General features: G+C 73.8%; 2 protein-coding genes. Both read left to right on the top strand.

All coding sequences use genetic code 11. From position 1 onward, the window contains the following. Nucleotides 1-17 precede the first annotated feature (17 nt). Nucleotides 18-4,904, top strand: coding sequence for a type I polyketide synthase (locus ACIQRL_RS31225; RefSeq protein ID WP_401337791.1), 4,887 nt, complete (start codon nt 18-20; stop codon nt 4,902-4,904). A gap of 355 nt (nt 4,905-5,259) precedes the next feature. Next, on the top strand, nt 5,260-20,775 hold the full coding sequence (locus ACIQRL_RS31220) for a type I polyketide synthase (protein ID WP_401337789.1): 15,516 nt from the start codon (nt 5,260-5,262) through the stop codon (nt 20,773-20,775). Nucleotides 20,776-20,987 lie beyond the last annotated feature (212 nt).

The raw sequence follows: 20,987 nt of genomic DNA, 5'->3' as shown, positions 1-20,987 counted from the left end.
GAACAGGTGAAGCGCCAGTGGCGAACGAAGCGAAGCTCCGCGAATACCTGAAGAAAGTCACGACGCAACTCGACGAGGCCCACGGGCGACTGCGGGACATCGAGAGCCGGTCCCACGAGCCCATCGCCATCACGGCCATGGCCTGCCGTTACCCGGGCGGCAGCAACTCCCCCGAGGAATTGTGGGAGTTGCTGAGCAACGACGGGGACGCCCTCTCCGAATTCCCCGCCGACCGGGGCTGGGACCTCGACAACCTCTTCTCCGACGACCCCGACGAGCCCAACACCTCCATCACCCGCGAGGGCGGCTTCCTCGCCGGCGCCACCACCTTCGACGCCGACTTCTTCGGTATCTCCCCGCGCGAGGCCACGGCCATGGACCCGCAGCAGCGAGTCCTGCTGGAGACCACCTGGGAGACGTTCGAGCGGGCGGGCATCGACCCGGCCACGCTGCGAGGCAGCCGCTCCGGCGTCTTCGTCGGCATCAACGGCTCCGACTACCTCACCCCGCTGGTGGAGGCCGCCGAGGACTACGCCGGTCACCTGGGCACCGGCAACGCCGCCAGCGTGATGTCCGGACGGCTCTCGTACACCTTCGGCCTGGAGGGCCCGGCCGTCACCATCGACACGGCCTGCTCGGCGTCGCTCGTCGCCATCCACCTGGCGGTACAGGCGCTGCGCAACGGCGAGTGCTCGCTGGCCCTCGCGGGCGGTGTGCACGTGATGTCCACGCCCGGCCTCTTTGTGGAGTTCAGCAAGCAGCGGGGCCTTTCCCGGGACGGCCGCTGCAAGGCGTTCTCCTCGGACGCCGACGGCTTCGGCCCCGCCGAGGGCGTCGGCATGCTCCTCCTGGAGCGTCTCTCCGACGCCCGCCGCAACGGGCGACCGGTCCTCGCGGTCGTGCGGGGTTCCGCCGTCAACCAGGACGGTGCCTCCAACGGTCTGACCGCGCCCAACGGTCCGTCGCAGCAGCGCGTCATCCGCCAGGCCCTCGCCAACGCCCGGCTGTCCGCCGCGGATGTGGACGTGGTGGAAGCGCACGGCACCGGTACGAAGCTGGGCGACCCGATCGAGGCGCAGGCGCTCCTTGCCACGTACGGCCAAGGCCGGCCGGTGGAGCGTCCGTTGCTGTTGGGCTCGGTGAAGTCGAACATCGGTCATACGCAGGCAGCCGCCGGTGTCGCCGGTGTGATCAAGATGGTCCTCGCGATGAAGCACGGCCTGCTGCCCCGCAGCCTCCACATCGACGAGCCGTCGCCGCACATCGACTGGTCGTCGGGCACGGTCTCACTGGTACGAGAGGTCGCGGCGTGGCCCGAGGCGGACCGTCCGCGCCGGGCGGGCATCTCGTCGTTCGGTTTCAGTGGCACGAACGCCCACGTCATCGTGGAGCAGGCGCCGGAGGCCGGGGAGAGCGCGGGTCCGGAGGATGTCGCCCCCACGGTTGCGGTGGTGCCGTGGGTGTTGTCGGGCAAGGGCATGGCGGCGCTGCGGGGGCAGGCGGCGCGGCTGGGGGAGTGGATCGCGGATCGGGAGGCCGATCCGCTGATGGTCGGGCGGTCGCTGGCGTTGACGCGGGCCGGCTTGGAGCATCGGGCCGTGGTGCTGGGTCCGGATCATGCGGCCGGGGTGGAGGCGGTCGCTTCGGGTGCGATGGCCGCCGGTGTGGTGACGGGTTCGGTGGTGGGCGGTCGGACGGTGTTCGTCTTCCCCGGGCAGGGGTCCCAGTGGGTGGGCATGGCCGAGGCGCTGTTGGACTCTTCGCCGGTCTTCGCCTCGCGTGTGCAGGAGTGTGCGAAGGCGCTGGAGCCGTTCACGGACTGGTCGTTGACCGATGTCCTCCGTGGTGCGGCGGGCGCGCCTTCGCTGGACCGGGTGGATGTCGTGCAGCCGGTTCTGTTCGCGGTGATGGTGTCGCTGGCCGAGGTGTGGGGTTCGGTGGGTGTGGTGCCGGACGCGGTGCTGGGGCATTCGCAGGGTGAGATCGCTGCCGCGTGTGTGGCGGGGATCTTGACTTTGGAGGATGCGGCTCGTGTGGTCGCGTTGCGCAGTCAGGCGATCGGGCGGGTGCTGGCGGGTCTGGGCGGGATGGTGTCGGTGCCGTTGCCCGTGGCCCGGGTACGGGAGCTGATTGCGCCGTGGGGTGAGGACCGTATCTCCGTGGCGGCGGTCAACGGGCCTTCGTCGGCCGTGATTTCGGGCGAGGCGTCGGCGCTGGACGAGTTCCTGGCGGTCTGTGAGAAGGACGGTGTGCGGGCGAAGCGGATCGCGGTCGATTACGCCTCGCATTCGGCGCAGGTGGAGTTGCTGCGTGAGGAGCTTGCCGAACTCCTCGCTCCGGTACGTCCGTTGGAGGCGCGGGTTCCGTTCCTGTCCACGGTCACCGGTGAGTGGGTGAGCGGTCCGGAGCTGGACGCGGGTTACTGGTTCACCAATCTGCGGCGGACGGTGGAGTTGGAGAACGCCACCCGCACCCTGCTGGCGGACGGCTTCGGCGTCTTCGTCGAATCCAGTCCGCACCCGGTGCTGAGTGTCGGTGTGCAGGAGACGGCCGAGGACGTGGGCCGTGCGGTGGCTGTGGTGGGTTCGCTGCGTCGTGACGAGGGTGGTCTGGAGCGTTTTTGGCAGTCGGTCGGTGAGGCGTACGTACATGGCGCGTCGGTCGACTGGGATGCCGTGTTCGCGGGGACGGGTGCGGGTCGGGCGGAGTTGCCGACGTATGCCTTCCAGGGGCAGCGGTTCTGGCCCGAGGCCGCGCCCGTCGAGGTGCCGGTGGTGGCCGAGAGCGCGGTGGACGCGCGGTTCTGGGACGCGGTGGAGCGTGAGGATCTGGAGGCGCTGGCCGCCGAGCTGGACCTGGCCGACAACGACTCGTTGACGTCTCTGCTGCCTTCTCTGTCGGCCTGGCGTCGGCAGAGTCGTGAGCAGTCCACGGTGGACGGCTGGCGTTACCGGGTGACGTGGAAGCGGATCGCCGACCCGGCCGCCGCGCGCCTGTCCGGCACCTGGCTGATCGCCGTACCCGAGGGGGCCGACGCCACCGCGATCACCGGCGCGCTCACCGAGCACGGCGCCGAGGTCCTTACCCTCGCGGTCGCCGGCGAGAGCCGCGACGAGCTGGCCGCCCGGATCCGCGAGGCCGCGGACGAGGTGGCCGGGGCCGTACTGCTGCCCGGTGCCGGACTGATCGACGCGGTGACGCTCCTCCAGGCGCTCGGTGACGCCGACGTGGACGCGCCGCTGTGGTGCCTGACCCGGGGCGCGGTCGCGGTGAACTCCGCCGAGCGGCTCGCCGAACCCGAGCAGGCGCTGGTGTGGGGCATGGGCCGGGTGGCCTCCATGGAGCAGGGCGGGCGCTGGGGCGGTCTGCTCGACCTGCCCGAGCAGACCGACGCGCGCACGCTCGCCCGGCTGGTGGGCCTCCTCGCGGGCGACGGCTCCGAGGACCAGGTGGCGTTGCGAACGGCGGGCCTGTACGGCCGTCGGCTGGTGCGGGCGCGGCTGGCCGACGTTCCGGCCGTACGCGAGTGGAAGCCGCGGGGTACCACGCTCGTCACCGGCGGCACGGGAGCCCTGGGCGCGCACGTCGCCCGCTGGCTCGCGGCCAACGGCGCCGAGCACTTGGTGCTGACCAGCCGGCGCGGGATCGACGCGCCGGACGCCGTCGAACTGCGCGACGAAATAAAGGCGTTGGGCACCAAGGTCACGGTCGCTGCCTGCGACGTGGCCGACCGCGAGGCGCTCGCGGCGCTGCTGGAATCGCTCCCCGCCGAGCACCCGCTGACCGCCGTGGTGCACACCGCCGCCGTCCTGGACGACGGCGTGATCGAAGCGCTCACGCCCGAGCGGATGCGGGAGGTGCTGCGGCTCAAGGTGGACGCCACGCGCCACCTGCACGAGCTGACCCGCGGGCTCGACCTGTCGGCGTTCGTGCTGTTCTCCTCCTTCTCCGCCACGTTCGGCGCGCCCGGTCAGGGCAACCAGGCGCCGGGCCATGCCTTCCTGGACGCGTTCGCCGAGCACCGGCGCGCGGCCGGGCTGCCCGCCACCGCCATCGCCTGGGGTCCGTGGGACAGCGCGGCGGGCGACAGTGGGGCGGCCGGTGACCGAATGCGCCGGCACGGCATCCTGGTGATGCCGCCGGAGCGGACTCTGGTCTCCCTCCAGCACGCGCTGGACCGGGACGAGGCGACGCTGACGGTCGTGGACATGGACTGGAAGCGGTTCACGCTCGCCTTCACCGCCGACCGGGAGCGGCCGCTGCTGCTGGGGCTGCCGGAGGCCCGGCAGGTGATCGAGAGCGTCGAGCGGGAGTCCGCCGAGGAACTGGCCGGGGGCATGCCGCTGGCTCAGCAGTTGGCGGGCCTGCCGGAGGCCGAGCAGGAGCGCACCGTCCTGGAACTGGTCCGCACCGCCGTGGCGGCCGTCCTCGGCCACCCCGACCTGTCGTCGATCGAGGCGGGGCGGGCGTTCAAGGAGCTCGGCTTCGACTCGCTGACATCGGTGGACCTGCGCAACCGCCTCGGCGCGGCCAGCGGGCTGAAGCTGCCCGCGAGCCTCGTCTTCGACCACCCGACCCCGGCCGCCGTCGCGGCCTTCCTGCGGGCCGGGATCGTGCCGGACGCGGCGGCGGGCGGCGCCCCGTTGCTGGACGAGTTGGACAAGCTGGAGGTGGTGCTGGAGCACGGCACCTCCGACAACGTCGTACGGGCCCGGGTGACGATGCGGCTCCAGTCGCTGCTGGCGAAGTGGAACGACGCCGGGGACCCGGCGGCCCCCGCGTCCGGTGACGAGGTCTCCGACGGGGGTACTCCTCCCGACGTGCTGGCCGACGTGGACCGGCTCCAGGACGCCAGCGACGAGGAACTGTTCGCGTTCATCAACAAGGGTCTGGGCCGCGACTGACCCGGTGGGCCGCTCCCTTCCCGGGGAAGTCGGCCCACCCCGCGCGTACCGCGCCGGAAAATCCCGGAGAATTGTTCGGGCGCGGAATGGGAAAGCGTGTTGACGGCGACTTCGATATTGGTCACGATGGTCAGCCCTCGGATATTTTCCCGCAAGGCGACTGCCCCCTACGCACCCTCCACCCAGGGGTGCTTAGGGGGCAGTTAGGGGTTGTGGGGGAGATTGGGCGCTCAATAACCTCGCAGTGCGCAGCCGATTCGTCCGTGGGGCGGGCCGTTCGGCGCACATTGAATTCCCTTGGATTTTCGCACAACGGTTTCCTATGCCGTCTGCCGCAAATGGGTGGTTGCATCAAATGGCGAATGAAGAGACGCTGCGGGACTACCTGAAGCTGGTGACGGCGGACCTGCACCAGACGCGTCAGCGGCTGCGCGACGTCGAGGCGAAGAACCAGGACCCCATCGCCGTCGTCGGAATGGCGTGCCGCTACCCGGGCGGCATCGAATCCCCCGAGGAGCTGTGGCGCCTCGTGATGGACGAGGCCGACGCGATCACCGGGTTCCCCGCCGACCGTGGCTGGGACATGGACACCGTCTACCACCCGGACCCCGAGCACCCCGGCACCAGCTACGCCGACCAGGGCGGTTTCGTACGGGACTTCGCGCGCTTCGACCCCTCGCTGTTCGGCATCTCGCCCCGCGAGGCGCTCGCCATGGACCCGCAGCAGCGGCTGCTCCTGGAGACCTCCTGGGAGGCGTTCGAGCGTGCGGGCGTCGACCCGACGGGGATGCGCGGCAAGCAGGTCGGTGTCTTCGTCGGCACCAGCAGCCACGACTACCTGACCGCGCTGCTCAGCTCCTCGGAGAACGTCGAGGGCTACCTCGGCACCGGCAACGCCGCCAGTGTCGCCTCCGGCCGGCTGTCGTACACCTTCGGCCTTGAGGGCCCCGCGGTCACCGTGGACACCGCCTGCTCCTCCTCGCTGGTGGCCCTCCACCTGGCGGTGCAGGCGCTGCGCAACGGCGAGTGCTCCATGGCCCTCGCCGGCGGCGCCACGCTGATGGCCGCGCCCGGCACCTTCATCGACTACAGCAAGCAGCGCGGCCTGGCGACCGACGGCCGCTGCAAGGCGTTCTCGCCCGACGCGGACGGCTTCAGCCTCGCCGAGGGCGTCGGCATCCTGCTGGTCGAGCGGCTGTCCGACGCGCGCCGCAAGGGCCACCCGGTCCTCGCCGTGCTGCGCGGCACCGCCGTCAACCAGGACGGCGCCTCCAACGGGCTCACCGCCCCCAACGGCCCCTCCCAGCAGCGCGTGATCCTCCAGGCGCTGTCCAACGCCCGCCTCACCCCCGGCGACGTCGACGCCGTCGAGGCGCACGGCACCGGCACGGGCCTGGGCGACCCCATCGAGGCCCAGGCCCTGATCGCCACCTACGGCCAGGACCGCCCCGAGGACCGGCCGTTGTGGCTGGGCTCGCTGAAGACCAACATCGGCCACGCCCAGGCCGCCGCCGGTGTCGCCGGCGTCATCAAGAGCATCATGGCCCTGCGCGACGGCACGCTGCCGCGCACCCTCCACGTCAGCGAGCCCACCCCGCACGTGGACTGGTCGGCGGGCCACGTCGAACTGCTCACCGAGGCCCGCCCCTGGCCCACGTACGACCGGCCGCGCCGCATCGGCGTGTCCTCCTTCGGCATGAGCGGCACCAACGCCCACGTCATCCTGGAGAGCGCCCCCGAGACCGACGAGGCCGCACAGAGCGCCCCGGTGACAGGCGGCGCGGGTGTGCTGCCCGTGGTGCTGTCCGGCCGCACCGAGGCCGCCCTGCGCGCCCAGGTCGCCCGCCTCCACACCCACCTCACCGAGCGCCCCGACATCGCCCTCGCCGACCTCGCGTACGCGCAGGCCCTCACCCGCGCCGCCCTGGACCGCCGCGCCGCCGTCGTCGCCCACGACCGCGCCGGTCTGCTCGCCGGCCTGTCCGCGCTCGCCGAGGGCAGGCCCTGCGCCGACGTCTTCGAGGGCAGCGCCACCGAGGGCAAGCTCGCCGTCCTCTTCACCGGCCAGGGCAGCCAGCGCCTGGGCATGGGCCGCGAACTGTACGAGGAATACCCGGTGTTCGCCGAGGCGCTGGACGCGGTGTGCGCCCGGCTCGAACTCGCCCGCCCGCTGAAGGACGTGCTCTTCGGCACGGACGCCGCGCTGCTGGACCGCACCGAGTACGCGCAGCCGGCACTGTTCGCCGTCGAGGTGGCGCTGTACCGTCTGGTGGAGTCGTGGGGCGTGCGCCCCGACTTCCTGGCGGGCCACTCCATCGGCGAGATCGCCGCGGCTCACGTGGCCGGGGTGTTCTCGCTGGAGGACGCGTGCGCGCTGGTCTCGGCGCGCGGCCGGCTGATGCAGGCGCTGCCCGAGGGCGGGGTCATGATCGCGCTCCAGGCCACCGAGGACGAGGTCGCGCCGCTGCTGACGGAGAACGTGAGCATCGCGGCGGTCAACGGCCCGCGGTCCGTGGTCCTCTCCGGTGACGCCGCCGAGGCCGAGAGGATCGTAGAAGCATTCGAAGGACGCAGGTCCAAGCGCCTCACGGTCAGCCACGCCTTCCACTCGCCGCACATGGACGGCATGCTCGACGCCTTCCGTACGGTCGCCGAGGGCCTGATCTACGAGACACCGGGCATCCCGGTCGTCTCGAACCTCACCGGCGCCCTGGTCTCCGACGAGATGGGCTCGGCCGACTTCTGGGTGCGCCACGTCCGCGAGGCCGTCCGCCTCCTCGACGGCATCCGCTGGATGGAGAGCCGTGGCGTCACCGCCTACCTCGAACTCGGCCCCGGCGGTGTGCTGTCCGGGCTCGGCCGGGACTGCCTGACCGCCACCGGCCCGCGCGCCGCGGCCTTCCTGCCCGCGCTGCGCACCGGCAGGCCCGAGGCGTGGTCGCTCACCGCGGCCGTGGCGGGCGCCCATGTGCGCGGTCTCTCCCCGGACTGGGCCGCCCGCTTCCGCGACACCGGGGCCCGCCGGGTGGAACTGCCCACGTACGCCTTCCAGCGCGAGCTGTACTGGCCGCGCGACCCCTTCACCGACTTCACCGACCCCGTCGCGGGCGGCGAACTCTCCGCCGCCGACGCCAAGTTCTGGGAAGTCGTCGACAGCGCGGACCTCGCGCGCTTCGCCGACACCCTCGGAGTCGCGGGCGACGAGCCGCTCAGCGGCGTGCTGCCCGCGCTGTCCGCCTGGCACCGCCGCAACCGCGACCGCGACACCGTCGACGGCTGGCGCTACCGCGTCACCTGGAAGCCGCTCATCGACACCGCCGCCGGGCCCGTCACGGGACACTGGCTGCTGATCGTGCCCGCCGGGCACACCGACGACCCATGGGCCGGCGCCGCCGCCCGCGCCCTGACCGCGCGCGGCGCCCAGGTGACCACCCTCGCCGTGGACGCCGCAGACGAGGACCGCGACACCCTCGCCGTCCGACTGCGCGAACTCCTCGCCGACGCCGAGTCGCCCGCAGGCGTGCTGTCGCTGCTCGCCCTCGACGAGCGCCCGCACCCCGTGGACGCCGCGCTGCCCGCGGGCCTCGCCGCCACCACCGCCCTCGTCCAGGCCCTCGGCGACGCGAGTGTCGAGGCACCGCTGTGGGCCGTCACCCGCGGCGCCGTCTCCACCGGCCGCACCGACCGCCTCGCCGCACCCGCCCAGGCGCTCACCTGGGGTCTCGGTCGCACGGCGGCACTCGAACTGCCCACCCGATGGGGCGGGTTGATCGACCTGCCCGAGCAGCCCGACGAGCGCGCCGCGGGCCGGCTCGCCGACGCCCTCGGCGGTCTCGGCGACGAGGACCATCTCGCCGTGCGCTCCACCGGCACCTTCGTACGCCGACTGGCCCGCGCCCCGCGCGAGGAGCAGCCCGGCGAGTGGACCACCGGCGGCACCGCCCTCGTCACCGGCGGCACCGGAGCGCTCGGCCGGCACGTCGCCCGACTGCTCGCCCGCGCGGGCGCCGACCGGATCCTCCTGCTCGGCCGACGCGGCCCCGAGGTCGAAGGCGCTGAGGAACTCACGCAGGAAATAGCGGAGTTGGGCGCCGAGGCGACCTTCGTCGCCTGCGACGTCACCGACCGCGACGCCGTCGCCGCCCTGCTGGCCGGCATTCCCGCCGAGCACCCCCTCACCACAGTCGTGCACGCCGCCGGCGTCCTCGACGACGGAGTACTGGACGCCCAGACCCCCGACCGCCTCGCCGGTGTGCTGCGCCCCAAGGCGCACGCCGCCCACGTGCTGCACGAGCTGACCCGCGAGCTGGACCTGTCCGCCTTCGTGCTGTTCTCCTCGGTCGCCGGCGTCCTCGGCGCTGCGGGACAGGCCAACTACGCCGCCTCGAACGCGTACTTGGACGCCCTCGCCGAGCAGCGCCGCGCCGACGGCCTGCCCGCCACCGTCGTCTCCTGGGGTGCCTGGGCCGACGGCGGCATGGCCACCGACGGCCTCGTCGCCGAACGGCTGCGCCAGGCCGGACTGCCCGCCCTCGCCCCCGAACTCGCCCTGAACGCCCTGCGCATCAGCCTCGCCCTGGACGAAACGGCCTGCGTCGTCGCCGACTTCGACTGGTCGCTGCTCGCCCCGGGCCTCACCGCGGTGCGCCCCTGCCCGCTCATCGCCGACCTGCCCGACGCCGTGCAGGCCCTCGCCACCGGCGAGGCGAGCGGCCCGGCCGTCGGGACCGCCGACACCCTCGCCCGCCGCCTCGCCGAGGCACCGGCCGGCGAACGCGACGAACTGACCGTGGAGTTCGTCCGCACGCAGGTCGCCGCCGTGCTCGGACACGCAGGACCGCAGTCCGTGGACCCCGCCAGCGCCTTCCACGACCTCGGCTTCGACTCGCTGACTGCCGTGGAGATACGCAACCTGCTGTCCTCCCGCACCGGACTGCCGCTCCCCGCCACACTGATCTTCGACTACCCCAACGCCTACGCCCTGGCCGCCTTCCTCCAGCACGAACTCCTCGGCACGAACGGCGGATCCGCCGTCGCGCAGGCCCCCGTCGCCGTCGACGACGACCCCATCGCCATCGTCGCGATGAGCTGCCGTTTCCCCGGCGGCGTGGCCACCCCCGAGGACCTGTGGCGGCTCCTGGCCGAGGGCCGGGACGCCGTCTCCGGCTTCCCCACCGACCGTGGCTGGGACCTCGACGGGCTGTACGACCCCGAATCCGCCGCCGAGAACACCAGCTACGTCCGCGAGGGCGGCTTCCTCGCCGGAGCCACCGACTTCGACCCGGACTTCTTCGGCATCTCGCCGCGCGAGGCCCTCGCCATGGACCCGCAGCAGCGGCTGCTCCTGGAGACCTCATGGGAGGCCTTCGAGCGCGCCGGCATCGACCCGGCCACCGTGCGCGGCGAGCAGATCGGCGTCTTCACCGGCACCAACGGCCAGGACTACCTCAACCTCATCCTCGCCGCCCCCGAGGGCGTCGAGGGCTTCCTCGGCACCGGCAACGCCGCCAGCGTCGTCTCCGGCCGCATCTCCTACGTGCTGGGCCTGGAGGGTCCGGCCGTCACCGTCGACACCGCCTGCTCCTCCTCTCTGGTCGCGCTGCACTGGGCGATCCAGGCGCTGCGCAACGGCGAGTGCTCCATGGCCCTGGCCGGCGGTGTGACCGTGATGTCCACCCCCGCCTCCTTCATCGACTTCAGCCGTCAGCGTGGGTTGGCCGAGGACGGTCGGATCAAGGCGTTCGCGGGGGCTGCGGACGGTACGGGCTGGGGCGAGGGTGTCGGCATGCTGCTCGTGGAGCGGTTGTCCGACGCGCGGCGTAACGGTCATCCCGTGCTGGCCCTCGTCCGTGGTTCGGCCGTGAACCAGGACGGCGCGTCCAACGGGCTGACCGCTCCCAACGGTCCGTCCCAACAGCGCGTCATCCGCGCCGCGTTGGCCAGTGGTGACCTCACCCCGGCCGACGTGGACGCGGTGGAGGCACACGGTACGGGTACGCGGCTGGGTGACCCGATCGAGGCGCAGGCGCTGTTGGCGACCTACGGGAAGGACCGTCCCGAAGGGCTGCCGCTGCACTTGGGCTCCATCAAGTCCAACCTCGGGCACACCCAGGCCGCCGCAGGTGTCGCGGGCGTGATGAAGATGGTGCTGGCGATGGAGCACGGGGTGCTGCCGCCCACTCTGCATGTGGACGAGCCGACCCCGCACGTCGACTGGTCGGCCGGGGACGTTTCGCTGTTGACCGAGTCGGTGGCGTGGCCGGAGACGGGTCGTCCGCGTCGTGCGGGTATTTCTTCCTTCGGTATCAGCGGGACGAACGCGCACACGATCGTGGAGCAGGCGCCGCAGCAGGCCCCGGAGACGGTGGCCGAGGCGGGGGCGCCGGTGTCGGAGCAGCCTGCGCGCCCGGTGCCGTATGTGCTGTCGGCGAGGAGTGCGCGGGCGCTGTGCGGCCAGGCGGCCGCGCTGCACGCCCATCTGACGGACAACCCCGGGCTGTGCGCCGCCGACGTGGGTCTTTCGCTGGCGGTCGGGCGTTCGGCCTTTGACCGTCGTGCGGTTGTGGTGGCCGGTGACCGGGACGGGTTGCTGGCCGGTCTGGCCGGTCTGGCGCAGGACTCGGGTGCGCCGGGGGTGGTGACGGGTTCGCCGCTGTCGGGGAAGACCGCGTTCCTGTTCACGGGGCAGGGCAGTCAGCGGCTCGGAATGGGCCGTGAGTTGTATGCCGCGTACCCGGTGTTCGCCGATGCCTTCGACGCGGTGTGCGCGCACCTCGACGTTGATGTGCCGCTGCGTGACGTGGTGTTCGGGGACGACGCCGACCTGTTGAACCGGACGGAGTTCGCGCAGCCCGCCCTGTTCGCGGTCGAGGTCGCGCTCTTCCGGTTGTTCGAGTCGTGGGGTGTGCGGCCGGACTTCGTGTCCGGTCATTCGGTCGGTGAGATCGCGGCCGCGCACGTGGCCGGGGTGCTGAGCCTCGCCGATGCCTGCAAGCTCGTGTCGGCGCGAGGTCGGCTGATGCAGGCGCTGCCCGAGGGCGGCGTGATGATCGCCCTCCAGGCCACCGAGGACGAGGTCGTTCCGCTGCTGTCGGAGCGGGTGAGCATCGCGGCGATCAACGGGCCGCGGTCCGTGGTGATAGCGGGTGATGCCGACGAGGCCGAGAGGATCGCCGGTTCGTTCAGCGACCGCAGGTCCAAGCGGCTGAGCGTGAGTCACGCGTTTCATTCGCCGCACATGGACGGCATGCTGGACGACTTCCGTGCCGTGGTGGAGGGCCTGACGTACGGGCTGCCGAAGATATCGGTGATCTCGAATGTGAGCGGTGCTCTCGTTTCGGAGCAGTTGACGCAGCCGGAGTTCTGGGTGCGGCACGTTCGTGAGGCGGTCCGTTTCGCCGATGGCATCCGCGCGCTCGAAGCCGCCGGTGTCACCACGTTCGTCGAGCTGGGTCCGGACGGTGTCCTGTCCGCCATGGCGCAGGACTGTGTCGAGAACGCCGATGCTGTTTTCCTTCCCGTCGTTCGCGGCGGTCGCGATGAGGCGGACACGCTCACCACCGCTCTCGCCCGCGCCCACACCCACGGCGTGGGCGTCGACTGGAGCGGTTATTTCGCGGGCACCGGTGCGCGGCGTGTGGACCTGCCGACGTACGCCTTCCAGCGCTCGCGCTACTGGCCGGCCGTGTCTCCGTACCACCTGGGTGACGTCGAGGCGATCGGTCTGGACGACACCGGGCACCCGCTGCTGAGCGCGGGCGTGGCCCTGCCCGAATCCGACGGCATGGTCTTCGCCGGACGGCTCGCCCTGGACACGCACCCGTGGCTGGCCGACCACGAGATCCTCGGGAGCGTCCTGCTGCCGGGAACGGCGTTCGTGGAGCTGGCCGTCCGTGCCGGTGACCAGGTGGGCTGCGACCACCTGGAGGAGCTGACCCTGGAGGCCCCGCTGGTGCTGCCCGCGCGTGGCGGCGTCCAGCTACGGGTGTGGGTCGGTGCCGCCGACGCCTCCGGGCGCCGCCCGGTCGCGCTGCACTCCCGCGCCGAGGGGCTCACGGCCGAGGGGCCGTGGACGCGGCACGCCTCCGGTGTGCTCGCCGAGGGCGCGCGCCGCCCGGCCGGCTTCGACCTGTCGGCCTGGCCGCCGGCCGGGGCCACCGAAGTGCCGCTGGAGGGACGCTACGACGAGCTGGACTCGATCGGATTCGCGTACGGGCCGACGTTCCGGGGCCTGCGCACTGCCTGGCAGCGCGACGGCGAGGTCTTCGCCGAGGTACGGCTGCCGGAGGGCGCGGAGGAGACGGCGGGCCGGTTCGGTCTGCACCCGGCGCTGCTGGACGCGGCCCTGCACACCATCGGGCTGAGCGGCGTCGGTGCCGACGACGGCCGGGGCCGGCTGCCGTTCGCCTGGAGCGGGGTGTCCCTGCACGCCGCGGGCGCCGCGGCGCTGCGCGTCAGGCTCGCCCCGGCCGGCGCCGAGGGCGTGCGCCTGGAGATCGCGGACGCCGCCGGTGCCCCGGTCGCGCTGGTCGAGTCGCTCGGCCTGCGCCCGGTCTCCGCCGACCAGTTGCGCGCCGCCCGAGCCACGCACCACGAGGCGGTCTTCCACCAGGAGTGGACCGCGCCTTCCGGCCTCGGTGAACCCGTGGCCGCCCGGTTCGCGCTGCTCGGCGCGGACGCGATCGCGCTGCCGGACGCACCGCGACACGCGGACCTGGCGGCCCTGTCCGCCGCCGTGGACGCGGGACAGCCCGTGCCCGACGAGGTCGTGGTCGAGCTCGCGCCGCACTCGGCCGACCCGGCCGCCGTGCACGCCGCCGCCCACGCCGCCCTGGCCCTGGCGCAGCAGTGGCTGGCCGAGGACCGGTTCGCCGGCTCCCGGCTGGTGGTCGTCACCCGGGGCGCGGTCGCCACCGGGCCCGACGCCGAGACCATCGACCCGGCCGCCGCCACCGTGTGGGGCCTGCTGCGCTCGGCGCAGACCGAGAACCCGGGCCGGATCGCCCTCGTGGACCTGGACGCCACGGATGCCGCCGCGGGCGAGGCCCTGCGGGTGGCGCTCGGCACCGACGAGGAGCGGTTCGCGCTGCGCGGCGGCGAGGTGCTCGTGCCACGCCTGGCCCGCGTCGCCGTGCTCGACCCCGAGCAGCCCGATCTCGCCCGTACGCCCGCCTTCGGGCCCGGCGGGACCGTCCTCGTCACCGGCGCCACCGGCGCGCTGGGCGCCCTGGTGGCCCGGCACCTCGTGTCCCGCCACGGCGTGACGAGGCTTCTGCTCGTGGCCCGGCGCGGGGCCGAAGCCCCCGGGGCCGCCGAACTCGTCGCCGAACTGGCCGAGTCGGGGGCGACCGCCACCTGGGCGGCCTGTGACGTCGCGGACCGCGACGCACTGGCCGCGGTGCTCGCCGGCATCCCCGCCGAGCACCCGCTGACCGCCGTGGTGCACACCGCCGGTGTGCTGGACGACGGTGTCGTCACCGGGCTCACCCCCGAGCGGCTCTCCGCCGTACTGCGGCCCAAGGTGGACGCGGCCTGGAACCTGCACGAGCTGACCCGCGGGCTGGACCTGACGGCCTTCGTGCTGTTCTCCTCCACCTCCGGCGTCTTCGGCGGACCGGGCCAGGCCAACTACGCTGCCGCCAACGCCTACTTGGACGCCCTCGCCACCCACCGCCGCGCCCAGGGGCTGCCGGCCACCGCCACCGCCTGGGGCCTGTGGGCCGTCGCGGACGGCATGGCGGGCGCCCTGGACGCCGCCGACGTCAACCGGATGCGCCGCGCCGGACTGCCGCCGCTGACCGCCGAGGACGGCCTGGAGCTGTTCGACACGGCGGTGGCCCTGGACGAGTCGACCGTCGCCCTGATGCGCGTCGACGCCGAGGCGCTGCGCGTCCAGGCCTCCGCCGGCACCCTCTCCCACCTGCTGCGCGGACTGGTCCGCGGGGTCGCCCGGCGCACCGTGGACGTGGCCGCGGCCGGCGAGCCCGAGCTGCGCGCCAGGCTGGCCGCCCTGCCGGCCGCCGAGCAGGAGCGGGTGCTGCGGGACCTCATCCGGGCCCAGGTCGCGGCCGTGCTCGGCCACACGGGCGCCGGGTCCGTCGAGGCGTCCCGGTCCTTCAAGGAGCTCGGCTTCGACTCCCTGACCGCCGTCGAGCTGCGCAACCGTATGAACGCGGCGACCGCGCTGAGGCTGCCCGCCACCCTCGTCTTCGACCACCCGGACCCGGCCGCGCTCGCCCGGCACCTGCGCTCCGAACTCGTCGGCGACGGCACCGCCGCCGAGGGCACCCCGGCCACGCCCGCGACCGCCGCGCCGGCCGACGACGAACCCATCGCCATCGTCGCGATGAGCTGCCGCTACCCCGGCGACGTACGCGCCCCCGAGGATCTGTGGCGGATGCTGACGGCGGGCGCCGACGGCATCACCCGCTGGCCCGAGAACCGTGGCTGGGACACCGAGGCGCTGTACGACCCGGACCCGGAGAGCCAGGGCACCTCCTACGCCCGCGACGGCGGATTCCTGCACGACGCAACCGAGTTCGACGCGGACTTCTTCGGCATCTCGCCGCGCGAGGCCGTGGCCATGGACCCGCAGCAGCGGCTGCTCCTTGAGACCACCTGGGAGGTCTTCGAGCGCGCCGGCATCGCCCCCTCCACGGTGCGCGGCAGCCGCACCGGCGTCTTCGCCGGTGTGATGTACCACGACTACGGCGCCCGGCTGCACGCGGTGCCGGACGGCGTCGAGGGCTACCTCGGCACCGGCAGCTCCAGCAGCATCGTCTCCGGCCGTGTCGCCTACACCTTCGGCCTGGAGGGCCCGGCGGTCACCGTCGACACGGCCTGCTCGTCCTCGCTGGTCGCCCTGCACCTGGCCGCGCAGGCGCTGCGCAACGGCGAGTGCTCGATGGCGCTCGCGGGCGGTGTCACCGTGATGTTCACGCCCGGCACCTTCATCGAGTTCAGTCGGCAGCGGGGTCTCGCCGCGGACGGGCGCTGCAAGTCCTTCGCGGCCGCCGCCGACGGCACCGGCTGGGGCGAGGGCGCGGGCATGCTGCTGCTGGAGCGGCTGTCCGACGCGCGCAGGAACGGCCACCAGGTCCTCGCCGTCGTGCGCGGCTCAGCCGTCAACCAGGACGGCGCCTCCAACGGACTGACCGCCCCCAACGGCCCCTCCCAGCAGCGGGTCATCCGCGCCGCCCTCGCCAACGCGGGCGTGGGCGCCGCCGAGGTCGACGTGGTCGAGGCGCACGGCACGGGCACGCGGCTGGGCGACCCCATCGAGGCGCAGGCGCTGCTCGCCACGTACGGCAGGGAGCGCGACGCGGACCGGCCGCTGCTGCTGGGCTCGGTGAAGTCCAACCTCGGTCACACGCAGGCCGCTTCGGGCGTCGCCGGTGTGATCAAGATGGTCCTCGCGATGCGCCACGGCGTGGTCCCCAAGACCCTGCACGTGGACGAGGCGACTCCGCACGTGGACTGGTCGGCGGGCGCGGTCTCGCTGCTCACCGAACAGGTCGCCTGGCCCGAGACCGGCCGCCCGCGCCGCGCGGGCGTGTCCTCCTTCGGCATCAGCGGCACCAACGCGCACGCCATCATCGAGCAGGCCCCCGAACCGGATCCCGCCCCTGCCCGCGAACCGGACCCCACCCCCGAAACGGACTTCGCCCCCGGGGCGGACTTCGCCCCCGGGGCGGAGCCGACCGGGCACGTCACGCCGGTGACGGCGACGGTGCCGCTGGTGGTGTCGGCGCGCGGCGAGGACGCCCTGCGCGCCCAGGCCCGCAGGCTCGCCGCCCACGTACAGGCGAATCCGGAACTGCGGCCGGTGGACCTGGCGCTGTCCCTGGCCACCACCCGCTCCGCGCTGGAACGGCGCGCCGCGCTGCTCGCCGGCGACGACCGGGACGAACTGCTGGCCGGATTGCACGCGTTGGCGCGCGGCGAGCAGGCTCCCGGAGTGCTGCGCGGCACGGCTCGCGAGGGCCGCACCGCCTTCCTGTTCACCGGACAGGGCAGCCAGCGTCCGGGCGCGGGCCGCGAACTGTACGCGGCCCAACCGGTCTTCGCCCGCGCCCTGGACGAGGTCTGCGCCGAGCTCGACCGGCACCTCGAACTGCCGCTCCAGAGCGTGCTGTTCGGCGAGGACGCCGAGATGCTGAACCGTACGGAGTACGCGCAGCCCGCGCTGTTCGCGATCGAGGTGGCCCTGTTCCGGCTCGTCGAGGCGTGGGGCGCCCGGCCCGACGTGCTCTGCGGCCACTCGATCGGCGAGATCGTCGCCGCGCACCTGGCCGGGGTGCTCTCCCTCCAGGACGCCTGCGAACTCGTCGCCGCGCGCGGCCGGTTGATCCAGGCTCTGCCCGCGGGTGGCGTGATGACCGCGCTGGAGGCGACCGAGGACGAGGTCGCGCCGTTGCTGACCGAGAACGTGAGCATCGCGGCGGTCAACGGGCCCCGGTCGGTGGTGATCGCGGGTGACCCGCAGGAGACGGACAGGCTCGCCGGATCGTTCGGCGACCGCAGGTCCAAGCGCCTCACGGTCAGCCACGCCTTCCACTCGCCTTTGATGGACGGCATGTTGGCCGACTTCCGCAAGGTCGCCGAGAGCCTCGTGTACGAGACCCCGGTCGTCCCGGTCGTCTCCAACCTCACCGGCGCGCTCGTCACCGACGAGCTCACCGACCCCGACTTCTGGGTGCGCCACGTGCGCGAGAGCGTCCGCTTCCTCGACGGCGTGCGCGCCCTGGAGGAGTCCGGCGTCACCACCTATCTGGAACTGGGCCCGGACAGCGTGCTGTCCGCGCTCGCCCAGGAGTGCGTCACCGGCGACGGCGCGGTGTTCGTGCCACTGCTGCGCGCGGGCCGGCCCGAGGCCGGCACCGCCACCACCGCCCTGGCCCTCGCCCACGTCCACGGCACGTCCGTCGACTGGACCGCGTACTACGCGGGCACCGGCGCCCGCCGGGTGGAGCTGCCCACCTACCCCTTCCAGCGCAAGCGCTACTGGCTGGACGTGGGCGTCTCCGTCGAGGACGTCCTCGCGGCCGGACTGGACGGAGCGGACCACCCGCTGCTCGGCGCCACCGTCGAACTGCCCGCCTCCGACGGCTTGGTGCTCACCGGCCGGCTCGCCGTCTCCGTCCAGCCCTGGCTGGCCGAGCACACGGTCGGCGACACCGTGGTGCTGCCCGGCACGGCCCTCGTGGAACTGGCCCTGCGCGCCGGCGACCACGTCGGCTGCGACGTACTGGACGAGCTCACCGTCGAGGCGCCGCTGACCCTGCCCGAGCGGGGAGCCGTACAGTTCCAGCTCGCCGTCGCCGGCGCCGACGACAGCGGGCGGCGCGCGCTGACCCTGCACTCCCGGCGTGCCGACGCCCCCGCGGCGGAGCCCTGGACCCGGCACGCGGCCGGCGTCCTGGCCCCCCAGGCCCCCGGGGCTCCCGCGGCGGACCTCGGCCAGTGGCCCCCGACCGGCGCCGAGGAACTGCCCGTCGACGGGTTCTACCCGGGCGCGGCCCTTGCCGGACTCGGCTACGGCCCCGGCTTCCAGGGCCTGCGGGCGGCCTGGCGGCGCGGCGAGGAGGTGTTCGCCGAGGTCGCGCTCGACCCGTCGTACGCGGTCGACGCCGACGCCTACGGACTGCACCCCGCGCTCTTCGACGCGGCCCTGCACGCCCTGGGCCTGGCCACCCCCGGCGCGAGCGCGGACGCCCCCGTCGAGGGCGCCCGACTGCCCTTCGCCTGGACCGGCGTACGGCTGCACGCCACCGGCGCGACCGGGCTGCGCGTACGGCTGGCCGCCGCCGAGGACGGCGGCGTCGCGCTCGACCTGGCCGACCCCACCGGCGCGCCCGTCGCCACCGTCGGCTCGCTCGTACTGCGTCCGGTGCCCGCCGACGGGCTCGGCGAGGACCGCTCCGCCCACCACGAGTCGCTGTTCGCCGTCGACTGGGCCGCGCTGCCCAGCACGAGGAACGCGCCCACCGATGAGCGCTGGGCCGTGCTCGGCGAGGACCCGGACGCCTTCCACCCCGGCGACCGGCCCGTCGAGACCCACGCCGACCTCGCCGCGCTGCGCGCCGCGCTGGAGACGGGCGCACCGGTGCCCGACACCGTCATCGTCCCGCTCACCCCCGCCGTCACCACCAGCGGCCGGGCGGCCACCGCCCGGGCCGCCGCGCACCGCGCGCTCGACCTCGTCCAGCAGTGGCTCGCCGAGGAACGCCTCGACGGCTCCCGGCTGGTGCTGCTCACCAGCGGCGCGGTCGCCGTCGAACCGGGCGAGCCCGTCACCGACCTGGTCCACGCCCCGGTGTGGGGCCTGGTGCGCACCGCCCAGTCGGAGAACCCAGGCCGGTTCGTGCTCGCCGACACCGACGGCACCGACGCCTCCGCCGAAGCGCTGGCCGCCGTCCTGACCGGCGACGAGCCCCAACTGGCCCTGCGGGCCGGTCGCGCGCACGCCTTCCGGCTGCGCCGCGTGGCCCGCACCGAACGCCAGGCGCCCGACCTCGACCCCGAGGGCACGGTCCTGGTCACCGGGGCCACCGGCACCCTCGGCCGGCTCTTCGCCCGTCACCTGGTGGCCGAGCGGGGCGCACGTCGGCTGCTGCTGCTCAGCCGACGGGGCGAGCAAGCCCCGGGCGCGTCCGAACTCGCCAGCGACCTTGGTGAGTTGGGCGCATCGGTCACCTGGGCCGCGTGCGACGCGGCCGACCGGGACGCGCTCGCGGCCGTGCTCGCCGGCATCCCCGCCGAGCACCCGCTGACGGCGGTGGTGCACACCGCCGGGGTCCTGGACGACGGCATCATCGACTCGCTCACCCCCGAGCGCCTGGACACCGTGCTGCGGCCCAAGCTCGACGCGGCCTGGAACCTGCACGAGCTGACCGAGGGACACGAGCTGAGCGCGTTCGTGCTCTTCTCCTCGGTCGCCGGCTGCTTCGGCGCCCCGGGGCAGGGCAACTACGCGGCGGCCAACAGCTTCCTGGACGCCCTGGCCCAGCACCGCAGGGCCCGCGGACTGACCGCGACCTCGCTGGCCTGGGGCCTGTGGGGCGCCGAGGACGGCATGGCCGGCGCCCTGGACGAGGCCGACCTCGCCAGGATGGCCCGCTCCGGCGTGGCCGCCCTGACACCCGAGGAGGGCCTGGCCCTCTTCGACACCGCGCACACCCTGGACGACGCCGTCCTCGTGCCCATGCGGATCGAACCGGCCGCCCTGCGCGCCCAGGCGGCCGACGGCACCCTGCCGCCGCTGCTGCGCTCCCTGGTCCACGTCCCGGTGCGCCGGGCCGCCGCAGACCCCGGGACCCGCACCGGCACCGGGGTCGGCACGGAGGCCGGCGGCTCCCTCGCGGACCGGCTGGCCGCCCTGCCGGCCACCGAGCGGGCCCAGGCCCTCATGGACCTGGTGCGCACCCAGGTCGCCGCCGTCCTCGGCCACACCGGCCCGGACGTCGTCGACCCGGCGCGCGGCTTCCTCGACCTCGGCTTCGACTCGCTGACCGCCGTCGACCTGCGCAACCGGCTCACCGCCGCCTGCGGGCTGCGCCTGCCGGTCACGCTGATCTTCGACTACCCCTCGCCCGAGGCGCTCGCCGGCTATCTCGGCGAGCGGCTGGGCACGGACGACGCCCCCCGGCGGGCCGTCCACACCGAGCTGGACCGGCTCGAATCGATCCTGGCGGGCGTCGGCCCCGACGACGACGAGGACGCCGCGGGCATCGCCGCCCGGCTGCGCGACCTCCTGGCGAAGTGGAACGAAACGCACAGTGCACCGGACACCGATGCCCAGGACCGCTCGATCGAGTCCGCCACGGCCGACGAGATCTTCGACCTGCTCGACGACGAGCTGGGCCTGTCCTGAACGGCACCGGTCCGGCCTGCACCCTGCCGGCCCGGCTTCGGGCCCGGCTTCGGGCCCGAAGCCGGGCCGGGATTCGGGCTGGGATCCGAGGCGGGCCGTGAGCGGGCCCCCGGTGACGGGACGGCACCCGGCTGCTCCCACCGGCTCTCATCCGGCGGTCTCCACCGGCTTTCACCCGGCGGCCCTCACCGGCTCCCACCTGATGACCCACC

Origin of the sequence: Streptomyces sp. NPDC091209, assembly GCF_044757755.1 — a bacterium.
Lineage (GTDB): Bacteria > Actinomycetota > Actinomycetes > Streptomycetales > Streptomycetaceae > Streptomyces.
The sequence above is the reverse complement of the archived record's forward strand: the minus strand, read 5'-3'. Positions and strand labels throughout refer to the sequence as shown.